Here is a 16773-nt window from a genome sequence, read left to right as displayed (position 1 = left end):
ACTCAGCACGGTTTATCGCTATAGCTAAAACGGTTTAGCTATCAGGTTTAATCAGAGGAGTTTTTTATGTCTGTACGCGTATGGTGCCTCGGGGATGCCGTGGTTGATTTGCTTCCCGAAATGCCGGGTCGCCTGATGCAGTGTCCGGGTGGGGCGCCCGCCAATGTCGCCGTTGGAGTTGTCCGTCTGCAGGGAAACAGCGCTTTTATCGGGCGGGTAGGGGATGATCCCTTTGGTGAGTTTATGCGGCAAACGCTCATTGAAGAGAAGGTTGATACCCGCTACATGATCGCTGATACGCAGCACCGCACTTCAACCGTGGTGGTCGGATTGGATGACCATGGCGAACGTTCCTTTACCTTTATGGTGAGGCCGAGTGCTGACCTGTTTCTTGAGGTGCAAGACCTGCCCGTATTCCGGCACGGGGAGTGGCTGCACTGCTGTTCGATTGCCTTATCAGCTGAACCTTCACGCACGGCGACCCTGACTGCCATGGAGCAGATCCGGGCAGCAGGCGGGCATGTCTGTTTCGATTTAAATCTGCGTCATGACCTCTGGCCCGATCCGGAACTGCTGCATGCGGTGGTGAACGAGGCGCTGAGCCATGCGGACGTGGTTAAACTGTCCGACGAGGAACTCAATTTTCTCTGTCCGGATCAGGAACCGGCTATCACCATGCCGCAGCTGGCAGTGCGATTCAGCATAAAATTATTGCTGGTCACGCGGGGCAGGGAAGGTGTGATCGCCTGCTATCAGGGCCAGCTATACCACTATGCTACTTCGCCCGTGGCCAGCATCGACACCACGGGCGCAGGTGATGCCTTCGTGGCCGGATTACTCTGGGGGCTGGCTAAGTCGGGTCTTCCTGCCGATGAATCGCAGCTGGCCATCTGCCTTACCAGTGCACAACGCTGCGGTGCACTGGCAACCACGGCTAAAGGGGCCATGACAGCACTTCCGCGGCTCCACCAGCTGGACGACCTGCCAGGCTGATTATCTTATTGCCCCTGTTTTGGGAGCTATCTCACAATCACTAAACCGGTTTAGCAATTTTCATTGCGCAGGGAAATTACCCGTGGCTATGATTTGCGCCTAAACCGGTTTAGCAAAAAATCCGGTGATGATAGCCTCTCTTCAGGGACATAAAAAAATGAAAAAAAGCACGTTAGCAGTGAGTCTCTCAACGATATTACTTTCCACATCAGTCTGGGCCGACTCCAGTATGAGCAGCATTGAAGCACGCCTTGCGGCCATGGAGCAGCGACTGCAGGCAGCCGAGCAGCGAGCGAATGCAGCGGAAACCCGCGCACAGGTCGCGGAGAAACAGGCACAGATGGCTGAGAAGCAGGCACAGCAGCTGGCTGCCGTGCAACAACAGACCCAAAACTCCACCGCTGAGGTCGCGCAGCGCACCGCGAAACTGGAACAAAAATCAGCCGATGAAGGTGGCTTCGAGTTCCACGGTTATGCCCGTTCAGGATTGCTGATGAACAGCTCGGCCGCCAAAACTCAGGGTGGCCCGACCGTTACGCCTGCCGGGGAAACCGGCGGTCACGTTGGTCGCCTTGGTAATGAACCGGATACCTACGTTGAGCTCAACCTTGAACATAAACAGACGCTGGACAACGGCGCGACCACCCGTTTCAAAGCGATGCTGGCCGATGGACAGCGCACCTACAACGACTGGACAGCCGCCAGCAGCGATCTCAACCTGCGTCAGGCGTTTGTCGAGCTCGGGCAGCTTCCCACCTTCAGCGGCGCATTCGATAACGCCACGGTCTGGGCCGGTAAGCGTTTTGATCGCGATAACTTTGATATTCACTGGATCGACTCCGATGTGGTGTTCCTTGCCGGTACCGGTGCCGGTATTTACGACATGAAATGGAGCGATCAGGCGCGCAGTAACATTTCCCTTTATGGTCGTACCTTTGGCGACATTGAAAACAATGAAAACACTGCGCAGAACTACATCCTGTCGCTGAATAACTTTGTCGGGCCGGTACAGCTGATGGTCAGCGGTATGCGGGCAAAGGATAACGACGATCGCCGTGACATCGACGGCCTCAGAGTCAAAAGCGATGCGGCAGAAACCGGCGTACATGCGCTGCTTGGCCTGCATAACGACAGCTTTTATGGGCTGAGAGAAGGCACGTCGAGAACTGCACTGCTCTATGGTCATGGACTGGGCGCAGAGGTGAAGTCGATTGGTTCTGATGGCGCACTGTTGCCGGAAGCGGACACCTGGCGTCTGGCGAGTTACGGTATTACCCCGCTGGGCGGTGGCTGGCACATTGCACCTGCTTTACTGGCTCAGCGTAGTGACGATCGTTACGTCAAAGGTGACAGCTATGACTGGGCGACAGTCAACCTGCGGCTGATTCAGGAAATCACCCAGAACTTTGAGATGCAGTATGAAGGCTCTTATCAGTACATGGATCTGCGTCCCGAAGGCTACAACAACCGTAATGCGGTCAGCGGCAGCTTTACCAAACTCACCGTTGCGCCAACCCTGAAAGCCGGTGATGTCGGTGACTTCCTCAAACGTCCGGAAATTCGTCTCTTTGCAACCTGGATGAACTGGGATCACCGGCTGGATAACTATGCCAGTGACGACGCCTTCGGCAGTAAAGGATTCGATGCCGGTGGCGAATGGAACTTCGGCGTACAGATGGAAACCTGGTTCTGACCGGGCGGCCCCGGATGCCGGGGCCAGAGATCAGGATGGATAAAAACCTAACAAGATTGAGGTGTGTATGGACTATGTAAAAATATCGCGGGCATTGCTGCCCCTGCTGGGTGGTAAAGAGAACATCGCCAGCGCTGCTCACTGTGCCACCCGGCTGCGGCTGGTGCTGGCCGATGATGAAAAAGCGGATACCACCGCGATTGGCCGGATTGAGGGCGTTAAAGGCTGCTTCCGCAATGCGGGCCAGCTTCAGGTTATCTTCGGCACCGGCGTGGTGAACAAGGTCTACGCTGCCTTTATCGCCGAGGCGGGCATCAGTGAATCGAGCAAATCTGAGGCCGCTGATATAGCCGCACGTAAGCTCAACCCTTTCCAGCGCATCGCTCGCCTGTTGTCGAACATCTTTGTGCCGATCATTCCGGCGATTGTGGCATCAGGTCTGCTGATGGGCCTGCTGGGGATGGTCAAAACTTACGGCTGGGTCAATCCGGAAAATGCGCTCTACATCATGCTGGATATGTGCAGCTCGGCGGCCTTTATTATCCTGCCGATCCTGATTGGCTTTACGGCTGCCCGCGAGTTTGGTGGTAACCCGTTTCTTGGTGCGACGCTGGGCGGCATTCTCACTCATCCGGCGCTGACCAACGCCTGGGGCGTCGCCGCCGGTTTCCACACCATGAACTTCTTCGGCATTGAAGTGGCGATGATTGGCTATCAGGGCACGGTGTTCCCGGTGCTGCTGGCGGTCTGGTTTATGAGCATGCTGGAAAAGCAGCTGCGCCGGGTTATCCCGGATGCGCTGGATCTGATCCTGACCCCGTTCCTGACGGTAATTATCTCCGGCTTTATTGCGCTGCTGATTATCGGTCCGGCGGGTCGTATGCTTGGTGATGGCATCTCCTTTATTCTCAGTACGCTGATTGCGCACGCCGGCTGGCTGGCAGGACTGGTGTTTGGTGGACTCTATTCGGTGATTGTGATTACCGGCGTCCATCACAGCTTTCACGCTATCGAAGCCGGACTGCTGGGCAATCCTTCCATCGGCGTGAACTTCCTGCTGCCTATCTGGGCGATGGCGAACGTGGCTCAGGGCGGTGCCTGTCTGGCCGTATGGTTTAAAACCCGCGATGCGAAGATCAAAGCGATTTCGCTGCCTTCAGCGTTTTCCGCGCTGCTGGGGATTACCGAGGCGGCTATCTTTGGTATTAACCTGCGCTTTATGAAACCCTTTATAGCGGGTCTGGTGGGTGGTGCGCTGGGTGGTGCCTGGGTGGTGTCGGTCCATGTTTATATGACTGCGGTCGGGCTGACCGGTTTGCCGGGCATGGCGATTGTCCAGGCGGGCTCTCTGCTCAACTATGTCATCGGCATCGCAATCGCGTTTACCACTGCGTTTGTGATCTCTTACCTGCTTAAATACAAAACGGATTCTGAATAATGGCCTCATCAACACGTCTTGCCGCCATTCTGCAGGCGGTGATGCAGGGTATGCCAAAGGCGCTCAGCGACAGCCACTACCCTGGCTGGCATCTGGCACCGGTAACCGGCCTGCTAAACGATCCCAATGGCTTTATCCATTTCGACGGTGAATATCATCTCTTCTATCAGTGGAACGCCCTGGAGTGCGCGCATCAGCAAAAATGCTGGGGACACTGGCGCTCAGCCGATCTGCTGCACTGGCAGCATCAGCCCATCGCCCTGATGCCGGACGAGGAGTATGACCGCGGCGGTTGTTACTCGGGCAGTGCGGTAGAGGATAACGGTGTACTGACGCTGATCTACACCGGTAATGTGAAGTTTGATGATGGTTCGCGCACCGCGTGGCAGTGTCTGGCGCAGCAGAACAGCGCGGGCGGTTTTGACAAACTCGGTCCGGTTATCGCCGTGCCGGAGGGTTACACCGGCCACGTTCGCGATCCCAAAGTGTGGCGTCATGAAGATCACTGGTACATGGTGCTGGCCGCCCAGAATACCCAGCTGCAGGGCAGGGTACTGCTTTTGCGTTCTGATAATCTGCGCGAGTGGCAGAACCTCGGCGAGATTGCGGGCAGCAAACTGGGCGGGCTGGACGCCGCTGGCTACATGTGGGAATGCCCGGATATGTTCACGCTCGGCGACAGCACCTATCTGATCTGCTGTCCGCAGGGTGTTATGCCTGAAGAGAAACGCTACCTGAACAGTCACGCCTGCGCCTGGCTCAATGGCTCGCTGGATTATCAGCAGGCTGCCTACCTGCATGGCCCGCTGAACGAAATGGATGCCGGGTTTGAATTCTATGCACCACAAACCACGCTGACCGCTGACGGCCGGCGTCTGCTGGTGGGCTGGATGGGAACGCCAGACGGTGAAGAGATGGCCCAGCCAACCGTGGCGCATCACTGGATCCATCAGATGACCTGTCTGCGCGAGCTGAGCTCCCGCAACGGCCGGCTCTGTCAGCAGCCGATTGCAGAACTGCAGGCGCTGCGGGAGAGGGAGCTGCATTATCAGGGCCGCGCCGATGACGCGCCGCCGATCGCCGCGCAGCGGCTGGAGGTTGAGCTGGAGAGCCTGGGCGATATAGAACTCAATTTCGCCGATACGCTAATCCTGACGTGGCAGCAGAATGAATTGCGGCTTGCCCGTCGCAGCCTGGTATCGGGTCAATGGACCTATCGTTACTGGACAGGGGCTGCGCGCCGGTTGCAGATCCTGTGTGACCACTCCAGCGTTGAGATCTTTATCAACGACGGGGAAGGGGTGATGAGCAGCCGTTATTTTCCGGACCACCCGGCGATGCTAATCCTGCGCGGTCGCGCAGAACTGCAGGCCCGCTACTGGTCGTTACGTCGCTGCATGGTAGAATAAGTCCTTGTTTCACTAACCGATGCCTTGCCGTGAGAAAAACAAAACGCGTTACCATCAGTGACATCGCCGGACTGGCTGGGGTTTCTAAAGCCACTGCCAGCCTGGTGCTCAACGGCCGTGGCGAAGAGTTACGGGTGGCGAAGGAGACGCGTGAGCGGGTTCTGACACTGGCCCGGGAACACCATTATCAGCCCAGCATACACGCCCGTATGCTGCATGACGCCCGCAGTCATACGCTGGGGCTGGTGGTGCCGGAAATCACCAACCACGGCTTTGCGGCCTTTTCCCATGCGCTGGAAAATCTCTGTCGCGCGGCCGGTCTGCAACTGTTGATCTCCTGCACCGATGAAAATGCTGGTCAGGAGATGGCCGTGGTCAATAACCTGGTGGCGCGTCAGGTCGACGGGCTGATTGTCGCCTCCAGTATGCTGAGCGACAGCGACTATGTCAGCCTCAGCGAACAGCTGCCGGTGCTGCTGTTTGACCGCCACATGAACAATACCAGGCTGCCCTGGGTCATCACCGACTCTGTGACGCCCACCGCTGAGCTGGTCGAAAAGCTGGCGCGCACCTGTCCGGAGGAGATCTATTTTCTTGGCGGACAGTCTGACCTCTCCCCGACCCAGGATCGTCTGACGGGATTCAAAGAGGGACTGATGCGGGCGGGTGTGACGCTGCGGCCGGAGTGGATAATTCAGGGTAACTATCATCCCGGCAGTGGCTATGAGATGTTTGCCGCGCTCTGTCGCCGGCTGGGACGCCCACCTAAAGCGATGTTCACCGCCGCCTGCGGTCTGCTGGAGGGAGTACTGCGCTACATGAGCGAGCATAACCTGCTGACCAGCGACATCCGCATTGCCAGTTTCGACGATCACTATCTCTATGATTCACTCTCCGTTCCGATCGACACGGTTGAGCAGAATGTCCCGGCACTGGCGCAGGCCTGCTTTTCTATGCTGACCATGATGATCGCTGGTGAGGATCCCGCTGACAGTCAGCTTATCCTGCCCGCCACGCTGCGGCTGCGCGGTTAACTGCCGGGCGCTTCAGGGCAGTGCTTTACCATTCGACCGGCAGGGCGCTGACGCCGCGCAGATTAGCTCTGTGGTTGCGGCGAACGCCAGCGGCCACGGGCCGCATCTCTGGCAATCGCGTCAGTAATACTTCCAGCGCCACCTCCATTTCTGCCAGTGCCAGCCGGTAGCCCATACAGTGATGTATACCGCCACCGAATGCCAGACAGCGCCCCTCATGCCGCCGGATATTCAGCCGTTCCGGAGAGGTAAATACCAGCGGGTCGTGATTGGCTGCACCAAGGCTAAGGAAGAAGCGGGTTCCGGGCGGGATGAGCTCTCCTGCCAGCTCAATCTCTTCCAGAGTCGTGCGGTAAAGCATCTGGACCGAACTGTCGTAGCGCAGACATTCCTCTATGGCATCGGGTATCAGCGCATGATTCTCCTTCAGGCTCGCAAGTTCCTGCGGATGAGCATGCAGGGCCAGAATGGTGTTGCACAGCATGTTTGACGTAGTTTCATGACCGGCAAGAAACAGCAGTATCACATTGGCGATGATCTCATCGTGATCCAGCCGGTCGCCGTCACTGTCGCTGCGCAGAAAAAGTGACACCAGGTCGCTGGCGGTGCTGTCACGACGGGAGACGATCACGGCACTGAAGTAATTTTCCAGCACAGCAAAAGCTTCAGCGGCTTTCAGCAAATCTGGCTGACTGATTTGAGGATCGAAAACCCTGACCAGCGCAGAGGTAAGGCGACCCAGTTCTGGTGCATCAGATTCTGAGACATCCAGCATCCGGCAGATAATGCGCACCGGTAGCGGAAAAGCGAATGCCTGAGCCAGATCGCAGGCACGACGCCCTTCCAGTTCATCAACCAGTTCATTGGCTATCGTCAACGCCATCTCCCGGAGGGATTTAATCTCCCGGCCGCGGAACGCCTTCATAACCAGTCCTCTTAACCGGTTATGATCGGGTGGGTTCAGCACCAGAAACATTCTGCTGATACCCTGAAACAGCGGCAGTCCGGCTGCATCATCACCAAATCTTACTCTGACACTTTCCATATAATTTTTACCGACCCGCCGGTCGTTCAGCAGGGCGTCCACCACCGCGTGACTGCCGCTGATGATGATCTTATCTCCGGCAGGGATAAGCGGTCCCTGCTGATGCAGTTTTCGATAAAGGGGAAAGGGATTGTCAGAGTAGTCGGGGTCCATGAGTTCATGAAGCTGCATAGCGTTCTCCGCTGATAGAGGATTAGTGCTGGCGCTGAATGCGGGAGAGGGAAGCGAACAGGCTGTTTTTATCACTTTCACTGAGGTGAGGTGCCGTGAGGTGTGACATCAGAAATTCTTTGTCCTCCTGCGAGAAGGCGCCAGTCATCAGGCGCTGGCTGATCGCCGTCAGGAGCTGGGTATCCAGCTGTTGTATCTGCTGTCTGGTCTCGGTCAGATCCCTGACAGGAACAGCGCTGTCTGGTGATGAGAGCCAGTCAGCCCGATAGCGATACTGGATCGCCTTGCTGGCGTTCATCAAAGCGTGAACAAACGGCTCCACGGAGTGGGGTTCAAGCCCGGCCTGTTGTGCGTTTTGCAGCATATGATCCAGCACCACCTGCTCCCGAGGCAGATCCTCAATAGGTAAATGATGCAGTGCTTTATAACCCGCCACCGCTTTCATCACCTGCATCCGTTCGTTGAGCGAGGTAGAAAGCGCCCCAAGAGAGACGGATGAGACTGTACCTGCGAAAACGTTACTGCACATAAACATTGAAGAGAAAAAAATTGCCATAAAGTGAGTCATTTGCCTGCCCCATAAATGAAAACTGGCACTAATTTAGGCATGAAAAAATAACTAAATGTGATTATTTTGTTTTCAAAATGTGAATCACAAGGCGGGTCAGTAAAATGAGAACAGGTCATTAATTTTAAAGTTATTTTTTATCTTTATGGTCATTAAAACTTCACATTAATTTGCAATGCTGGCGGGTTGATTGGATATGACGTCTGAATGGATTCCTCCTGATGCAGATGGCGTTGCGCCATTTACGTCATCTCTGTGATGCCAGAATGATTTTACGAGGCATGCCGGGTAGTGCGCACAGGAAAGCGCCATGCCGATCAGGGTTCAGGTATAATATGTTCCGCGAGTGTGGCCGTTTTTTAGCAGCAAAACGAGGTAGGTATGTCTGTATCCGAAGCTACTACCGGTGGTAAAAGTGTCGCGGCGTTAGTTGAGAGCCTGGAAAAACAGGCGGCAAAACGTTCAGACGCGAACTGGCACGAAGGTCTGAAAAGCAGCACCAAAATCGCACTGGAAAAAATTAATGGTGCGTTTGCTGCAAAATGGATCAGCGCAGACGAGAGCCTGAGCCTTAAGCAGCGCGTTTACAGTGTGCAGGATAAGTTGATTGAGCTGGCTTTATGGTGATTTAAATTGCCCGTCGGCCCGCACGTAAATCGGCAGGGGTAAAAAACTGATATTTCAGCACGCAGCGTCGCCCGGCATTTTGCGCGCTGCGCAGTGAAGGGGTATTACCGGGCAGAATGGTACCGGTCAGCAGTGCCTTCTCACCATAATGATGATGAAGCTGCTGCAGCAAACGCTGCTGAGCGCGCGCGGCGAGTCCACGGCCCTGATAAGCGGGCATAATCACCTCATCCATAATCTGAAACCCCTCAATAAAGGTCAGTCGCCGGGGGACACAAATCATCAGCCCTGCCACTATGCCCTGCCAGATAATCAGAAACACATGTCCCGCGGCGATATCCTCCCGTAATTCCTGCCTGCTGGTTGCCAGTAGCTGATCGCGCAGATGCGGCAGCGTGTGCCAGCTGGCACGATAGGCGCGGTTAATCGCCGTGATACAGGCGGGATAATCCTTCCGGCGGGCTGTCACCAGTGAAATATCTTCGTCGACAGGAACAGAGAGTGAAGCCAGGTCGCTGAGGAAAAGCAGTTGATCGGTTATACCGATGTCAGGATAAGTCGCAGGCAACAGGATGCGCAGCTTCAGAGGTTTCAGCGGCTGCCATGCCTGCATAATGGCGCTAGCGACCCTGTAATCGATGATGCCGTCACGCGCAACAACCTCAATAAAGGGCTGTGCAGGATCGCCACCCAGATAGCGCGGCCCGGTGAGATAACGCTGGCCGTTTATCGTCAGTTCTCGCTGCAAAAAGGCGTGCTGGGGCAGACCGGTTTCACGCCATGGAAAGGCGGCAGAAAAATGGTGATCGTGGCATCGTGTCTGCTGCTGCGCCAGCCAGCTGGCAAGCCAGTCGCTGAGACGTTCAGATGAGACAGGAACAGTACGGTAGAGCGACACCATATAATCCAGCATAAGATTCCTTATTGCCCGCCGTCAGTGATCTCCTGCCTCTCTCCACGATACATCTGTACCTTTGCCGGATTGCAGATGAGGCTGATGAGAGTGTAAACGATGTGCTCTGTTTATGACCATCTCAACCTCTCAGCCAGCACCATTACATCCCCTCTGCATGACGGCTCTGGACCTGCCAGACGGTGCAATGCTGACAATGTGAGCAGGTATACGTCATCTTCTGTGATCGCTTATCGTCGCCACCCTCTGAGCTGCATTAAACATGGGTTACGATCTATTCGGGTCTGGCTGGATTTCGTATACATGGTCAAATTAATTGATGAAATAAGGCAGGGTTGCCCAAAAATTTAAATGGGAAATAGATGCGAAATTTTTACGTAAATAATACGGAATCAGATAATCGGCAGCCGATAAATGGATTATGATAAAGAGGCTTTTCAATAATTATAAAATGTCCGATCTTTTTAACACCCGGGGGTTACATGGTTCATATTGATTTATGCACCCAGGAGGGCGTGATGAAAGCTTATGCTTTTCAGACGCCGATGCAGGCAATGACCCTGCTGGAAAAAATTAAAAATGATGAATTTCAGTGGTTTAATCTGGAGTGGGAAGGGCGCCGCTATACCTGTCCGCATCATTTTATTAAAAGGCTCAGCAGCCGCTCTTATATTAAATCGTTCTGGCGTTAAATTCGCTTAAAAGATAAGGCTGATGCACAATTACTTATTATTGATGCAGGTTTTATTTAACTGTTCTACGCATATTTTTAACGTAATGATAAACGGGGCAGAGCCTGCCCCGTTATTTTCAGCGACCATATGGCGTTGTTATCACGGTCAACAGTAATAATAATGCGTCATCTGCACAGATACCGGCCTGCTCAGTATCATTATTACCGCTTAATCATTTTCTGCTGTTGCTTATCAGGGCTATCGAAACGCTAAACAATCCTTTATGCAGGGCTGGACGGTTGTGTGCTGCGCCGGCAATGCGCCGTGATCCTGTGTAAATCATCTTCTGTTCGGCCCTTGACGTGAAACGTCTACTGTTACACTCAGATGACACTTAATCCGGATCCCGACTGCAATGCCCCATGAAAAAATGCGCCTTCGCTCGCTGCTGACTTTGCTTTCCATCGGGGGCGTCATTCTGACCTCCGGTCTGCTGCTGAGTGCGCTGCTGCTCTTTCAGAAGGCCAACATCGAAGACAGTCTGCTTGAAGGGAACATTGCCTATGCCCGCAAGCTGGCTGATACCACCGATCGTTACCTGGCGACAGCGCAACGTGAACTGGCCTGGAGTGCGTCGCAGATCAAGGGGCTTAGTGATATTAAACGACTGGAAGGAGAGAGCGATCGCCTGCGAATGCAGTCGGGCTTTTTCAACTCGGTGGTGGTGGTAAATCATGATGCCATTATTGCAGCAACCTCACCCGATAGTCTGAATCTTATTGGCGTGAAGCTGCATTCGGCGGCCAGCCTGCAGGCCATAGCGACCCAGAAGCCTTTTATCTCTGCTCCTTTTACCTCTGCGGCCGGTAACTATGTGGTGTTTTTATCACAACCTCTGTTCAGCGAAGATGGCCGCTATCTGGGCTACATTGGCGGGACTATTTATCTCAAGAAACAGAGCATGCTGAGCGAAATCCTGAGCCAGCATTTCTATTCCAATGGTTCAACGGTCAGCGTGGTCAGCAATGAAGGGCTGATTATTTTCAGTCATGACGCGGCGCGCGTCGGAACAAAGATGCTGCTGAGTCTGGCACTGCAGAAACGGCTCGCCACGACAGAAAGCGGGCATTTCACGCTGGAGAGTGAGGGACAGCACTATCTGACCGGCTATGGCACACTGCATAAAACCGGCTGGAACGTTTTTATTACCGGCACCTCTGAAACGGTCAGGCATATTCTGATGCGCACGGCAGAAAGCGCCGTCTGGTTCGTTCTGGGCATTATTGCCGTAACAGCGGCCATTATTGCCTTTATGGCCGGTCGGATCGCCTCTCCACTGGAAAAGCTGGCGGACAGAGTGCGCGATGGCGGCAGCGAAGCCCAGGCGGAATCTCTCGCCACGGTCAAAACCTGGTATTACGAGGCTGATCGGCTCAAAGAAGCCGTGCAGGCGCATCGGCACGCCGTTGCGGGTCATCTTGCCGCGCTAAACGATGAAGCGATGACCGATCCGCTGACCGGGCTCTGCAACCGACGCGGATTTTCGGCGCTGGCGGCGCAGTCAGACAGTGAGCATGAACAGTGTGCCATCGCCATTGATATTGACCATTTTAAGAAGATAAACGACTGGTACGGGCATGACGCGGGCGATGCGGTTCTGGTGAGCCTGGCAGCGTTGCTGCGTCAGGCCTGTCGCACCGGCGATATCGTCAGCCGGTTTGGTGGCGAGGAGTTTATTCTGCTGCTGCCGCATACCACGCTGGCTGATGCCGTCCGCACCGCGGAACGCATCCGTGAGACCGTCAGCGCCACCACCTTCCCGTTTGCCGGAACGATGACGATATCAGCCGGGGTGGCTTCACGGAGCGATCAGGATAGCGATCGCGACTCTCTGCTGCGGCGTGCCGATGAAGCGCTTTACGAAGCAAAAGCCGCCGGACGTAATAACGTCATCATTGCCGGAGCTGAGGGGTCCAGCGTGTCTGGGTCGGCCGGGTAAGATTCCGGGGTGGGTGGGACAGGCTCAGCACTTACTGCGTAATCGCCAGCCGAGCCACTCATCCAGTGCCGCTTCCGGCAGCGGCCTGGAGTAGAAAAAGCCCTGCGCCTGGTCGCAGCCGAACTCGGTCAGCGCCGTAACGGTTTCCGCATTCTCCACGCCCTCAGCCAGCACCATATAATCGAGATCTTTAAGCATCGCAATAATACTGCGGGCGATGACGCGCGATGCGGTGTCAGATGAAATTTCGCTGATCAGTGAACGGTCCAGCTTGATCACATCCAGCGGAATGCGCCGCAGATAACTGATGTTGCTGTAGCCGGTACCAAAGTCATCCAGTGAAATACCGAATCCACGAAGTTTCAGCATCTCAAGCCCCCGCATTGCGGTCGCGCTCTCCAGAATCCGTTCCGTCTCCAGACACTCAATGCCCAGCAGCGAAACCGGGAGCTTCGCTCTGATCATCTGCTCTTCCAGCTCGTCGGCAAAACCGTCACGTGAAAAATCGCTGCTGCTGACGTTAATGGTGATGGGCAGCTGAATATAGCTGTTGCGCAGCCGGGAGAGCCGGGCGATGGCGTGCTCTGTCACCCAGGTGGTCAGTTCGCTGAGCAGCTCGGTTTGCACGGCAAAGGGTAAAAACTGTGCAGGAGACAGTTCGCCGCGCTGCGGATGCTGCCAGCGGATCAGGGCCTCAAGGCCAATTGGCTTGCCGCTGTGCAGACAGATTTTAGGCTGATACGCCAGCCATAACCCCTTATCCTGGCGTATCGCGATGGCCAGGTCATGCATCAGGGTGAAGTCCTGCGTATGGCGCGTATCAGTGGCCTCGCTGAAAGGCATCGAGGCGACGTCGCGTGTGATGGCCTCGTGCAGCGCGCTGACCGCACGCCGCAGGATCTCCTGGGCAGGCATCTCCCCGGTATTGAAACTCGCCTCACCGGTGTGGGTCATCAGTGCAACCGACAGCCCATCGCCGAGATCCGCGCTGATCCCGGCCAGCTTGTTTGCCACCCAGTTGGCAGTGAGTCTGCTCTCCTGACGTGTCAGCAGGGCAAAGCGCCCGGTGGCTACGGTGTAGAGCATCTCTCCTGGCGCAGGCCTCAGGCGCAGCGGCAGCAGTGTCGCCACATCTTTCAACAGGCTTTCAACCGGTCCCATGCCCATTGAGCGCGCAAGCTCGTAGGCGCGCGGCATATCGATACAGTCAATCAGCACCAGCCGCCGTGGCGTGGTGTCACCGGAGGCGGCAAGAAACTGCAGGTCGCGAATCAGACGCTGGCGGTTGGGCAGACCGGTTACCGGGTCGGCAAAGCCAGCCGAGTACCAGGCCTCAAGAAATGACATCACCAGTGCCGCCAGCATCTTCAGCATGGCGACCTGATCCGCATTAAAGGGATGAGGCGCGGTGTCAGTCACGCACAGCGTACCCAGTATCAGACCTGTGCTGCTTTTAAGCGGTACGCCGGCATAAAAGCGGATAAAAGGCGCGCCAACAATGAGCGGATGCTCAGCAAAGCGGGTATCCAGCAACGTATCGGGTACTACCACGGTGCTGTCACTGTCCACTGCATGCCGGCAGAGCGAGTCCTGCCGGGAGGATTGAGTGAGTGTGAAATTTTGCGCAGCCTTAACATGCTGCATCTCATCATCCAGTACGGAGATAAAGCTGCCGGGTATACCGAGTGCCTGGCTGGCCAGTCGGACGAACTGTCGCAACACATCGTCACGACTTTCGTCGTTACTGCGCAGCGCGTGCAGGGTTCGCGTACGGCAATCGTCGCCGTCGCTGAGACTCATAAGCATGGATTCCTCCGCACCGGCTGATTACGGCGCGAAATTAAACAGAAAAATTGAAGGGTATGATGTCATGACTACAGGCAAATTCTGCAAAAAGAAAGAGTCATGACCATTTATTTTTTATCACACTGCACGGCATTGCTGGTCAGAATAGCAAATCACTTTTCTTTAACGAAATATTTTAGTAATCACGATTCTATTATTTTGTCGTTAAAAACTTTTAATTTCTTAAATATCCTGCCAGTATACAGAGTATAAACATAGTGCACTATATAATAATGCACTAAAGTAGATGACATAATTTATTTTTGTTTAATTTTAACTACACCAATGACAACATCGGGGAAACCTCATGAATTCACTCAGGCATTTCACTATCCGCCGCGTTGTGCTGTGGATGATGATCGTCTCACTGGGCATCGTCGTGCTGGCCGGTGGCTACAGCAGCCAGGTCGTGCGCGATATCTTTCGTCAAACCGATCGTTCAGCCGTTCTGACGCAGCAGCTGAGCTTTCTGGCGCACAGCGCTATCGTCATGCAGAGCGGTACGCCAGCCGATAAAAACGCGCTCGTCGCCTCAACCCCGGCCGATGCTGACTGGGATAACGTCCGCGCGGCACTTACGACAACCCCCTCAGAATACGCAAAGGTTGCCCGTGCGCAGCTGGACAAGGTGACGCAGCAGCTGGCCCGGAATCAGGCACCCCTGAAGGCTGACCGGCATCGGCTTGAGGGCGTTTTGCTGGCAGCACTGCTGGCGGCAGTGGCGTTGCTGCTGTTTTGCGACCGCTATCTGGTCGTCCATCTGGTGCGTCCGGTAGGTAAAATTCGCGGTCATTTAAAAATTATTGCCGATGGCGATCTGACGCGCGAGCCGGAAGATCTGGGGCGCAACTGTGTCGGGCAACTGGTGCCGCTGGTCAAACAGATGCAGCACAGTCTGTTGCAGACGGTCAGCGCTATCCGAGACAACGCAGCCATTCTTCATCGTGAAGCGGGGGACATCGCAGCGGGTAACGCCGATCTCTCCGACCGGACATCCACTCAGGCTGCTGCGCTGGAGCAGACCGCAGCCAGTATGGAGGAGATTACCGTCACCGTGCGTCACAATGCAGAGAATGCCCGTGAGGCACGTGAACTGGCTGCCAGCACCACGGATACGACTCAGCAGGGCGTGGAACTGGTTCAGTTGGTATCGGCAGCCATCACCAGCATCGCTCAGGGATCAGAAAAAATCCGGCAGTTCACCACCACTATTAATGGTATTGCGTTTCAGACCAACATTCTGGCGTTAAACGCCGCTGTAGAAGCCGCCCGTGCGGGTGAACAGGGCCGCGGCTTCGCGGTAGTCGCCAGTGAGGTACGCTCACTGGCACAGCGAAGTGCTGCTGCCTCTAAAGAGATCGAAGAGCTGATTGCCGATACCGTGGCACGCGTTGACGATGGCCGGCGGGCGGCTGAGAGCGCAGGAACCACCATGGAGGCCGTGCTGCGCGGCGTCGGCGGCGTGAATGAACTGATCGGACAGATTGCGCTGGCTTCGGATGAACAGAGCAAAGGGATTGCCCAGGTCACGGTCGCCGTTGCAGAACTTGACCGCGTAACGCAGCAGAATGCGACGCTGGTTCAGCAGGTTTCGGCGACGGCAGGCAGTCTCAGTGGACAGACTGAAAAGCTGGGCAGCGTGATTACGCGCTTTACCCTGCCGCATCGCCCTCTTGCCGTAGAGCCTAAACGCGTCATGCCTGCTGAAAAAGGCGGCTGGGCAACGTTTGCGCGGGCATAGCCTGAACGTATATTTTCTGAACTGTAGATAATGTCTGTCCGGCACGGAATAACGATTAATATTCACTCTTTTTAAAAGAGGGATGAAACGGTCATTTTTTGTGACTGTGATTGACGTTGATCATCATTCGATCAACGCCACCATTCAGAATGGCAATTACTATTCTCAGCGGTGCAAAAATTATCCGGGCAGCGATTTAAATATAATTCAGGTTATTTTCTCTGTTTTTACTGGTGCGTTACGCTTTCCTGATAAGTGTAAAACGCCGGGCTGTTAAAACTTAACTCAAATTTATGTTTTGGCCGCAGGCGTGTACTTCCGCCCGGCCATCTCGCCGGGGCACCGTATGCGGAGCGTTTATATGGGAAATCAGATTTTACAGCGGCCTGTCGCCGTCCAGCACAACGTGCGTGAGCTGCGCCTTGCGGCCGGTCTCTCTCAGGAGATTGCAGCCGAGCGTTTCGATCTTAGCCAGCGTGTCTGGCAGACTAAAGAAGCATCGAAAAATCCTGCGCTGCTCAGTCAGGGAGAATATGAACTGCTGATGTTGCTCGCCGGAGAGCATCCGCACTATCAACTGGTACCAAAGCTGAAAAAGTAAGGCGTTCATCCTCTGTTTTCTC

At 55.0% G+C, this 16773-nt stretch carries 14 protein-coding genes; 10 read left to right on the top strand and 4 right to left on the bottom strand.

Features of this window, described 5'->3' with window-relative positions:
• Positions 1–66: 66 nt before the first annotated feature.
• From NR195_RS17200 to NR195_RS17180, 5 genes are all read left to right on the top strand, one after another.
• Positions 67–993, top strand: a complete 927-nt coding sequence (locus NR195_RS17200; RefSeq protein ID WP_256844756.1) for an aminoimidazole riboside kinase — start codon at positions 67–69, stop codon at positions 991–993.
• A 157-nt stretch (positions 994–1150) separates the two neighbouring features.
• Complete coding sequence (locus NR195_RS17195; protein WP_256844755.1) at positions 1151–2686, top strand: carbohydrate porin; 1536 nt, start codon at positions 1151–1153, stop codon at positions 2684–2686.
• Positions 2687–2753: 67 nt separating this feature from the next.
• Positions 2754–4124, top strand: coding sequence for a sucrose-specific PTS transporter subunit IIBC (locus tag NR195_RS17190; protein ID WP_010256928.1), 1371 nt, complete (start codon positions 2754–2756; stop codon positions 4122–4124).
• On the top strand, positions 4124–5533 hold the full coding sequence (locus NR195_RS17185; protein WP_256844754.1) for a sucrose-6-phosphate hydrolase: 1410 nt from the start codon (positions 4124–4126) through the stop codon (positions 5531–5533). The genes NR195_RS17190 and NR195_RS17185 overlap by 1 nt, the downstream gene beginning before the upstream one ends.
• Before the next feature lie 29 nt (positions 5534–5562).
• Positions 5563–6567 (top strand): substrate-binding domain-containing protein, encoded by a 1005-nt coding sequence (locus NR195_RS17180; protein ID WP_256844753.1) that lies wholly within the window; start codon positions 5563–5565, stop codon positions 6565–6567.
• A gap of 25 nt (positions 6568–6592) precedes the next feature.
• On the opposite strand, the gene NR195_RS17175 is transcribed toward NR195_RS17180, so the two are convergent.
• Positions 6593–7783 carry a cytochrome P450 gene (locus NR195_RS17175; protein WP_256844752.1) on the bottom strand — a complete coding sequence of 397 codons (1191 nt, stop codon included), beginning with the start codon at positions 7781–7783 and terminating at the stop codon, positions 6593–6595.
• 22 nt (positions 7784–7805) lie between these two features.
• Entirely contained in the window at positions 7806–8351 is a 546-nt protein-coding gene (locus tag NR195_RS17170; RefSeq protein ID WP_033774049.1) for a chorismate mutase, read from the bottom strand.
• Positions 8352–8732: 381 nt separating this feature from the next.
• On the opposite strand from NR195_RS17170, the gene NR195_RS17165 reads away from it, so the two are divergent.
• Positions 8733–8978 carry a hypothetical protein gene (locus tag NR195_RS17165; RefSeq protein ID WP_010256916.1) on the top strand — a complete coding sequence of 82 codons (246 nt, stop codon included), beginning with the start codon at positions 8733–8735 and terminating at the stop codon, positions 8976–8978.
• Between the two features lies 1 nt (position 8979).
• Here NR195_RS17165 and NR195_RS17160 read toward each other — a convergent pair whose 3' ends face one another.
• Entirely contained in the window at positions 8980–9891 is a 912-nt protein-coding gene (locus tag NR195_RS17160) for a GNAT family N-acetyltransferase (RefSeq protein ID WP_154210802.1), read from the bottom strand.
• Positions 9892–10409: 518 nt separating this feature from the next.
• Between NR195_RS17160 and NR195_RS17155 the strand changes: the two genes are divergently transcribed.
• A complete protein-coding gene (locus NR195_RS17155; protein WP_010256913.1) occupies positions 10410–10583 on the top strand; it encodes a hypothetical protein in 174 nt (57 codons plus the stop codon).
• 397 nt (positions 10584–10980) lie between these two features.
• The gene (locus tag NR195_RS17150; RefSeq protein WP_201500463.1) at positions 10981–12564 is read left to right on the top strand and encodes a diguanylate cyclase; all 1584 of its coding nucleotides are present in this window, start codon (positions 10981–10983) and stop codon (positions 12562–12564) included.
• Between the two features lie 24 nt (positions 12565–12588).
• Here the strand turns inward: NR195_RS17150 and NR195_RS17145 are convergent, their stop codons facing one another.
• A complete protein-coding gene (locus NR195_RS17145) occupies positions 12589–14370 on the bottom strand; it encodes a GGDEF and EAL domain-containing protein (RefSeq protein ID WP_029519685.1) in 1782 nt (593 codons plus the stop codon).
• 346 nt (positions 14371–14716) lie between these two features.
• Here NR195_RS17145 and NR195_RS17140 point away from each other — a divergent pair, with 346 nt between their 5' ends.
• Together NR195_RS17140 and NR195_RS17135 are read left to right on the top strand one after the other, a co-directional pair.
• Entirely contained in the window at positions 14717–16150 is a 1434-nt protein-coding gene (locus NR195_RS17140) for a methyl-accepting chemotaxis protein (RefSeq protein WP_256844751.1), read from the top strand.
• Between the two features lie 361 nt (positions 16151–16511).
• Positions 16512–16751: a hypothetical protein gene (locus NR195_RS17135; RefSeq protein WP_010256895.1), complete on the top strand. Its 240-nt coding sequence runs from the start codon at positions 16512–16514 to the stop codon at positions 16749–16751.
• Positions 16752–16773: the final 22 nt, after the last annotated feature.

Origin of the sequence: Pantoea sp. Ft-CA_14, assembly GCF_024520875.1 — a bacterium.
In the GTDB taxonomy this organism is placed as follows: Bacteria; Pseudomonadota; Gammaproteobacteria; order Enterobacterales; family Enterobacteriaceae; genus Pantoea; species Pantoea agglomerans.
The sequence above is the reverse complement of the archived record's forward strand: the minus strand, read 5'-3'. Positions and strand labels throughout refer to the sequence as shown.

Coding starts and splice junctions, on each gene's coding strand:
- NR195_RS17135 (WP_010256895.1), top strand. CDS start 16,512: ATGGGAAATCAGATTTTACAGCGGCCTGTCGCCGTCCAGCACAACGTG.
- NR195_RS17140 (WP_256844751.1), top strand. CDS start 14,717: ATGAATTCACTCAGGCATTTCACTATCCGCCGCGTTGTGCTGTGGATG.
- NR195_RS17150 (WP_201500463.1), top strand. CDS start 10,981: ATGCCCCATGAAAAAATGCGCCTTCGCTCGCTGCTGACTTTGCTTTCC.
- NR195_RS17155 (WP_010256913.1), top strand. CDS start 10,410: ATGAAAGCTTATGCTTTTCAGACGCCGATGCAGGCAATGACCCTGCTG.
- NR195_RS17145 (WP_029519685.1), bottom strand. CDS start 14,370: ATGCTTATGAGTCTCAGCGACGGCGACGATTGCCGTACGCGAACCCTG.
- NR195_RS17175 (WP_256844752.1), bottom strand. CDS start 7,783: ATGCAGCTTCATGAACTCATGGACCCCGACTACTCTGACAATCCCTTT.
- NR195_RS17185 (WP_256844754.1), top strand. CDS start 4,124: ATGGCCTCATCAACACGTCTTGCCGCCATTCTGCAGGCGGTGATGCAG.
- NR195_RS17160 (WP_154210802.1), bottom strand. CDS start 9,891: ATGCTGGATTATATGGTGTCGCTCTACCGTACTGTTCCTGTCTCATCT.
- NR195_RS17200 (WP_256844756.1), top strand. CDS start 67: ATGTCTGTACGCGTATGGTGCCTCGGGGATGCCGTGGTTGATTTGCTT.
- NR195_RS17190 (WP_010256928.1), top strand. CDS start 2,754: ATGGACTATGTAAAAATATCGCGGGCATTGCTGCCCCTGCTGGGTGGT.
- NR195_RS17165 (WP_010256916.1), top strand. CDS start 8,733: ATGTCTGTATCCGAAGCTACTACCGGTGGTAAAAGTGTCGCGGCGTTA.
- NR195_RS17195 (WP_256844755.1), top strand. CDS start 1,151: ATGAAAAAAAGCACGTTAGCAGTGAGTCTCTCAACGATATTACTTTCC.
- NR195_RS17170 (WP_033774049.1), bottom strand. CDS start 8,351: ATGACTCACTTTATGGCAATTTTTTTCTCTTCAATGTTTATGTGCAGT.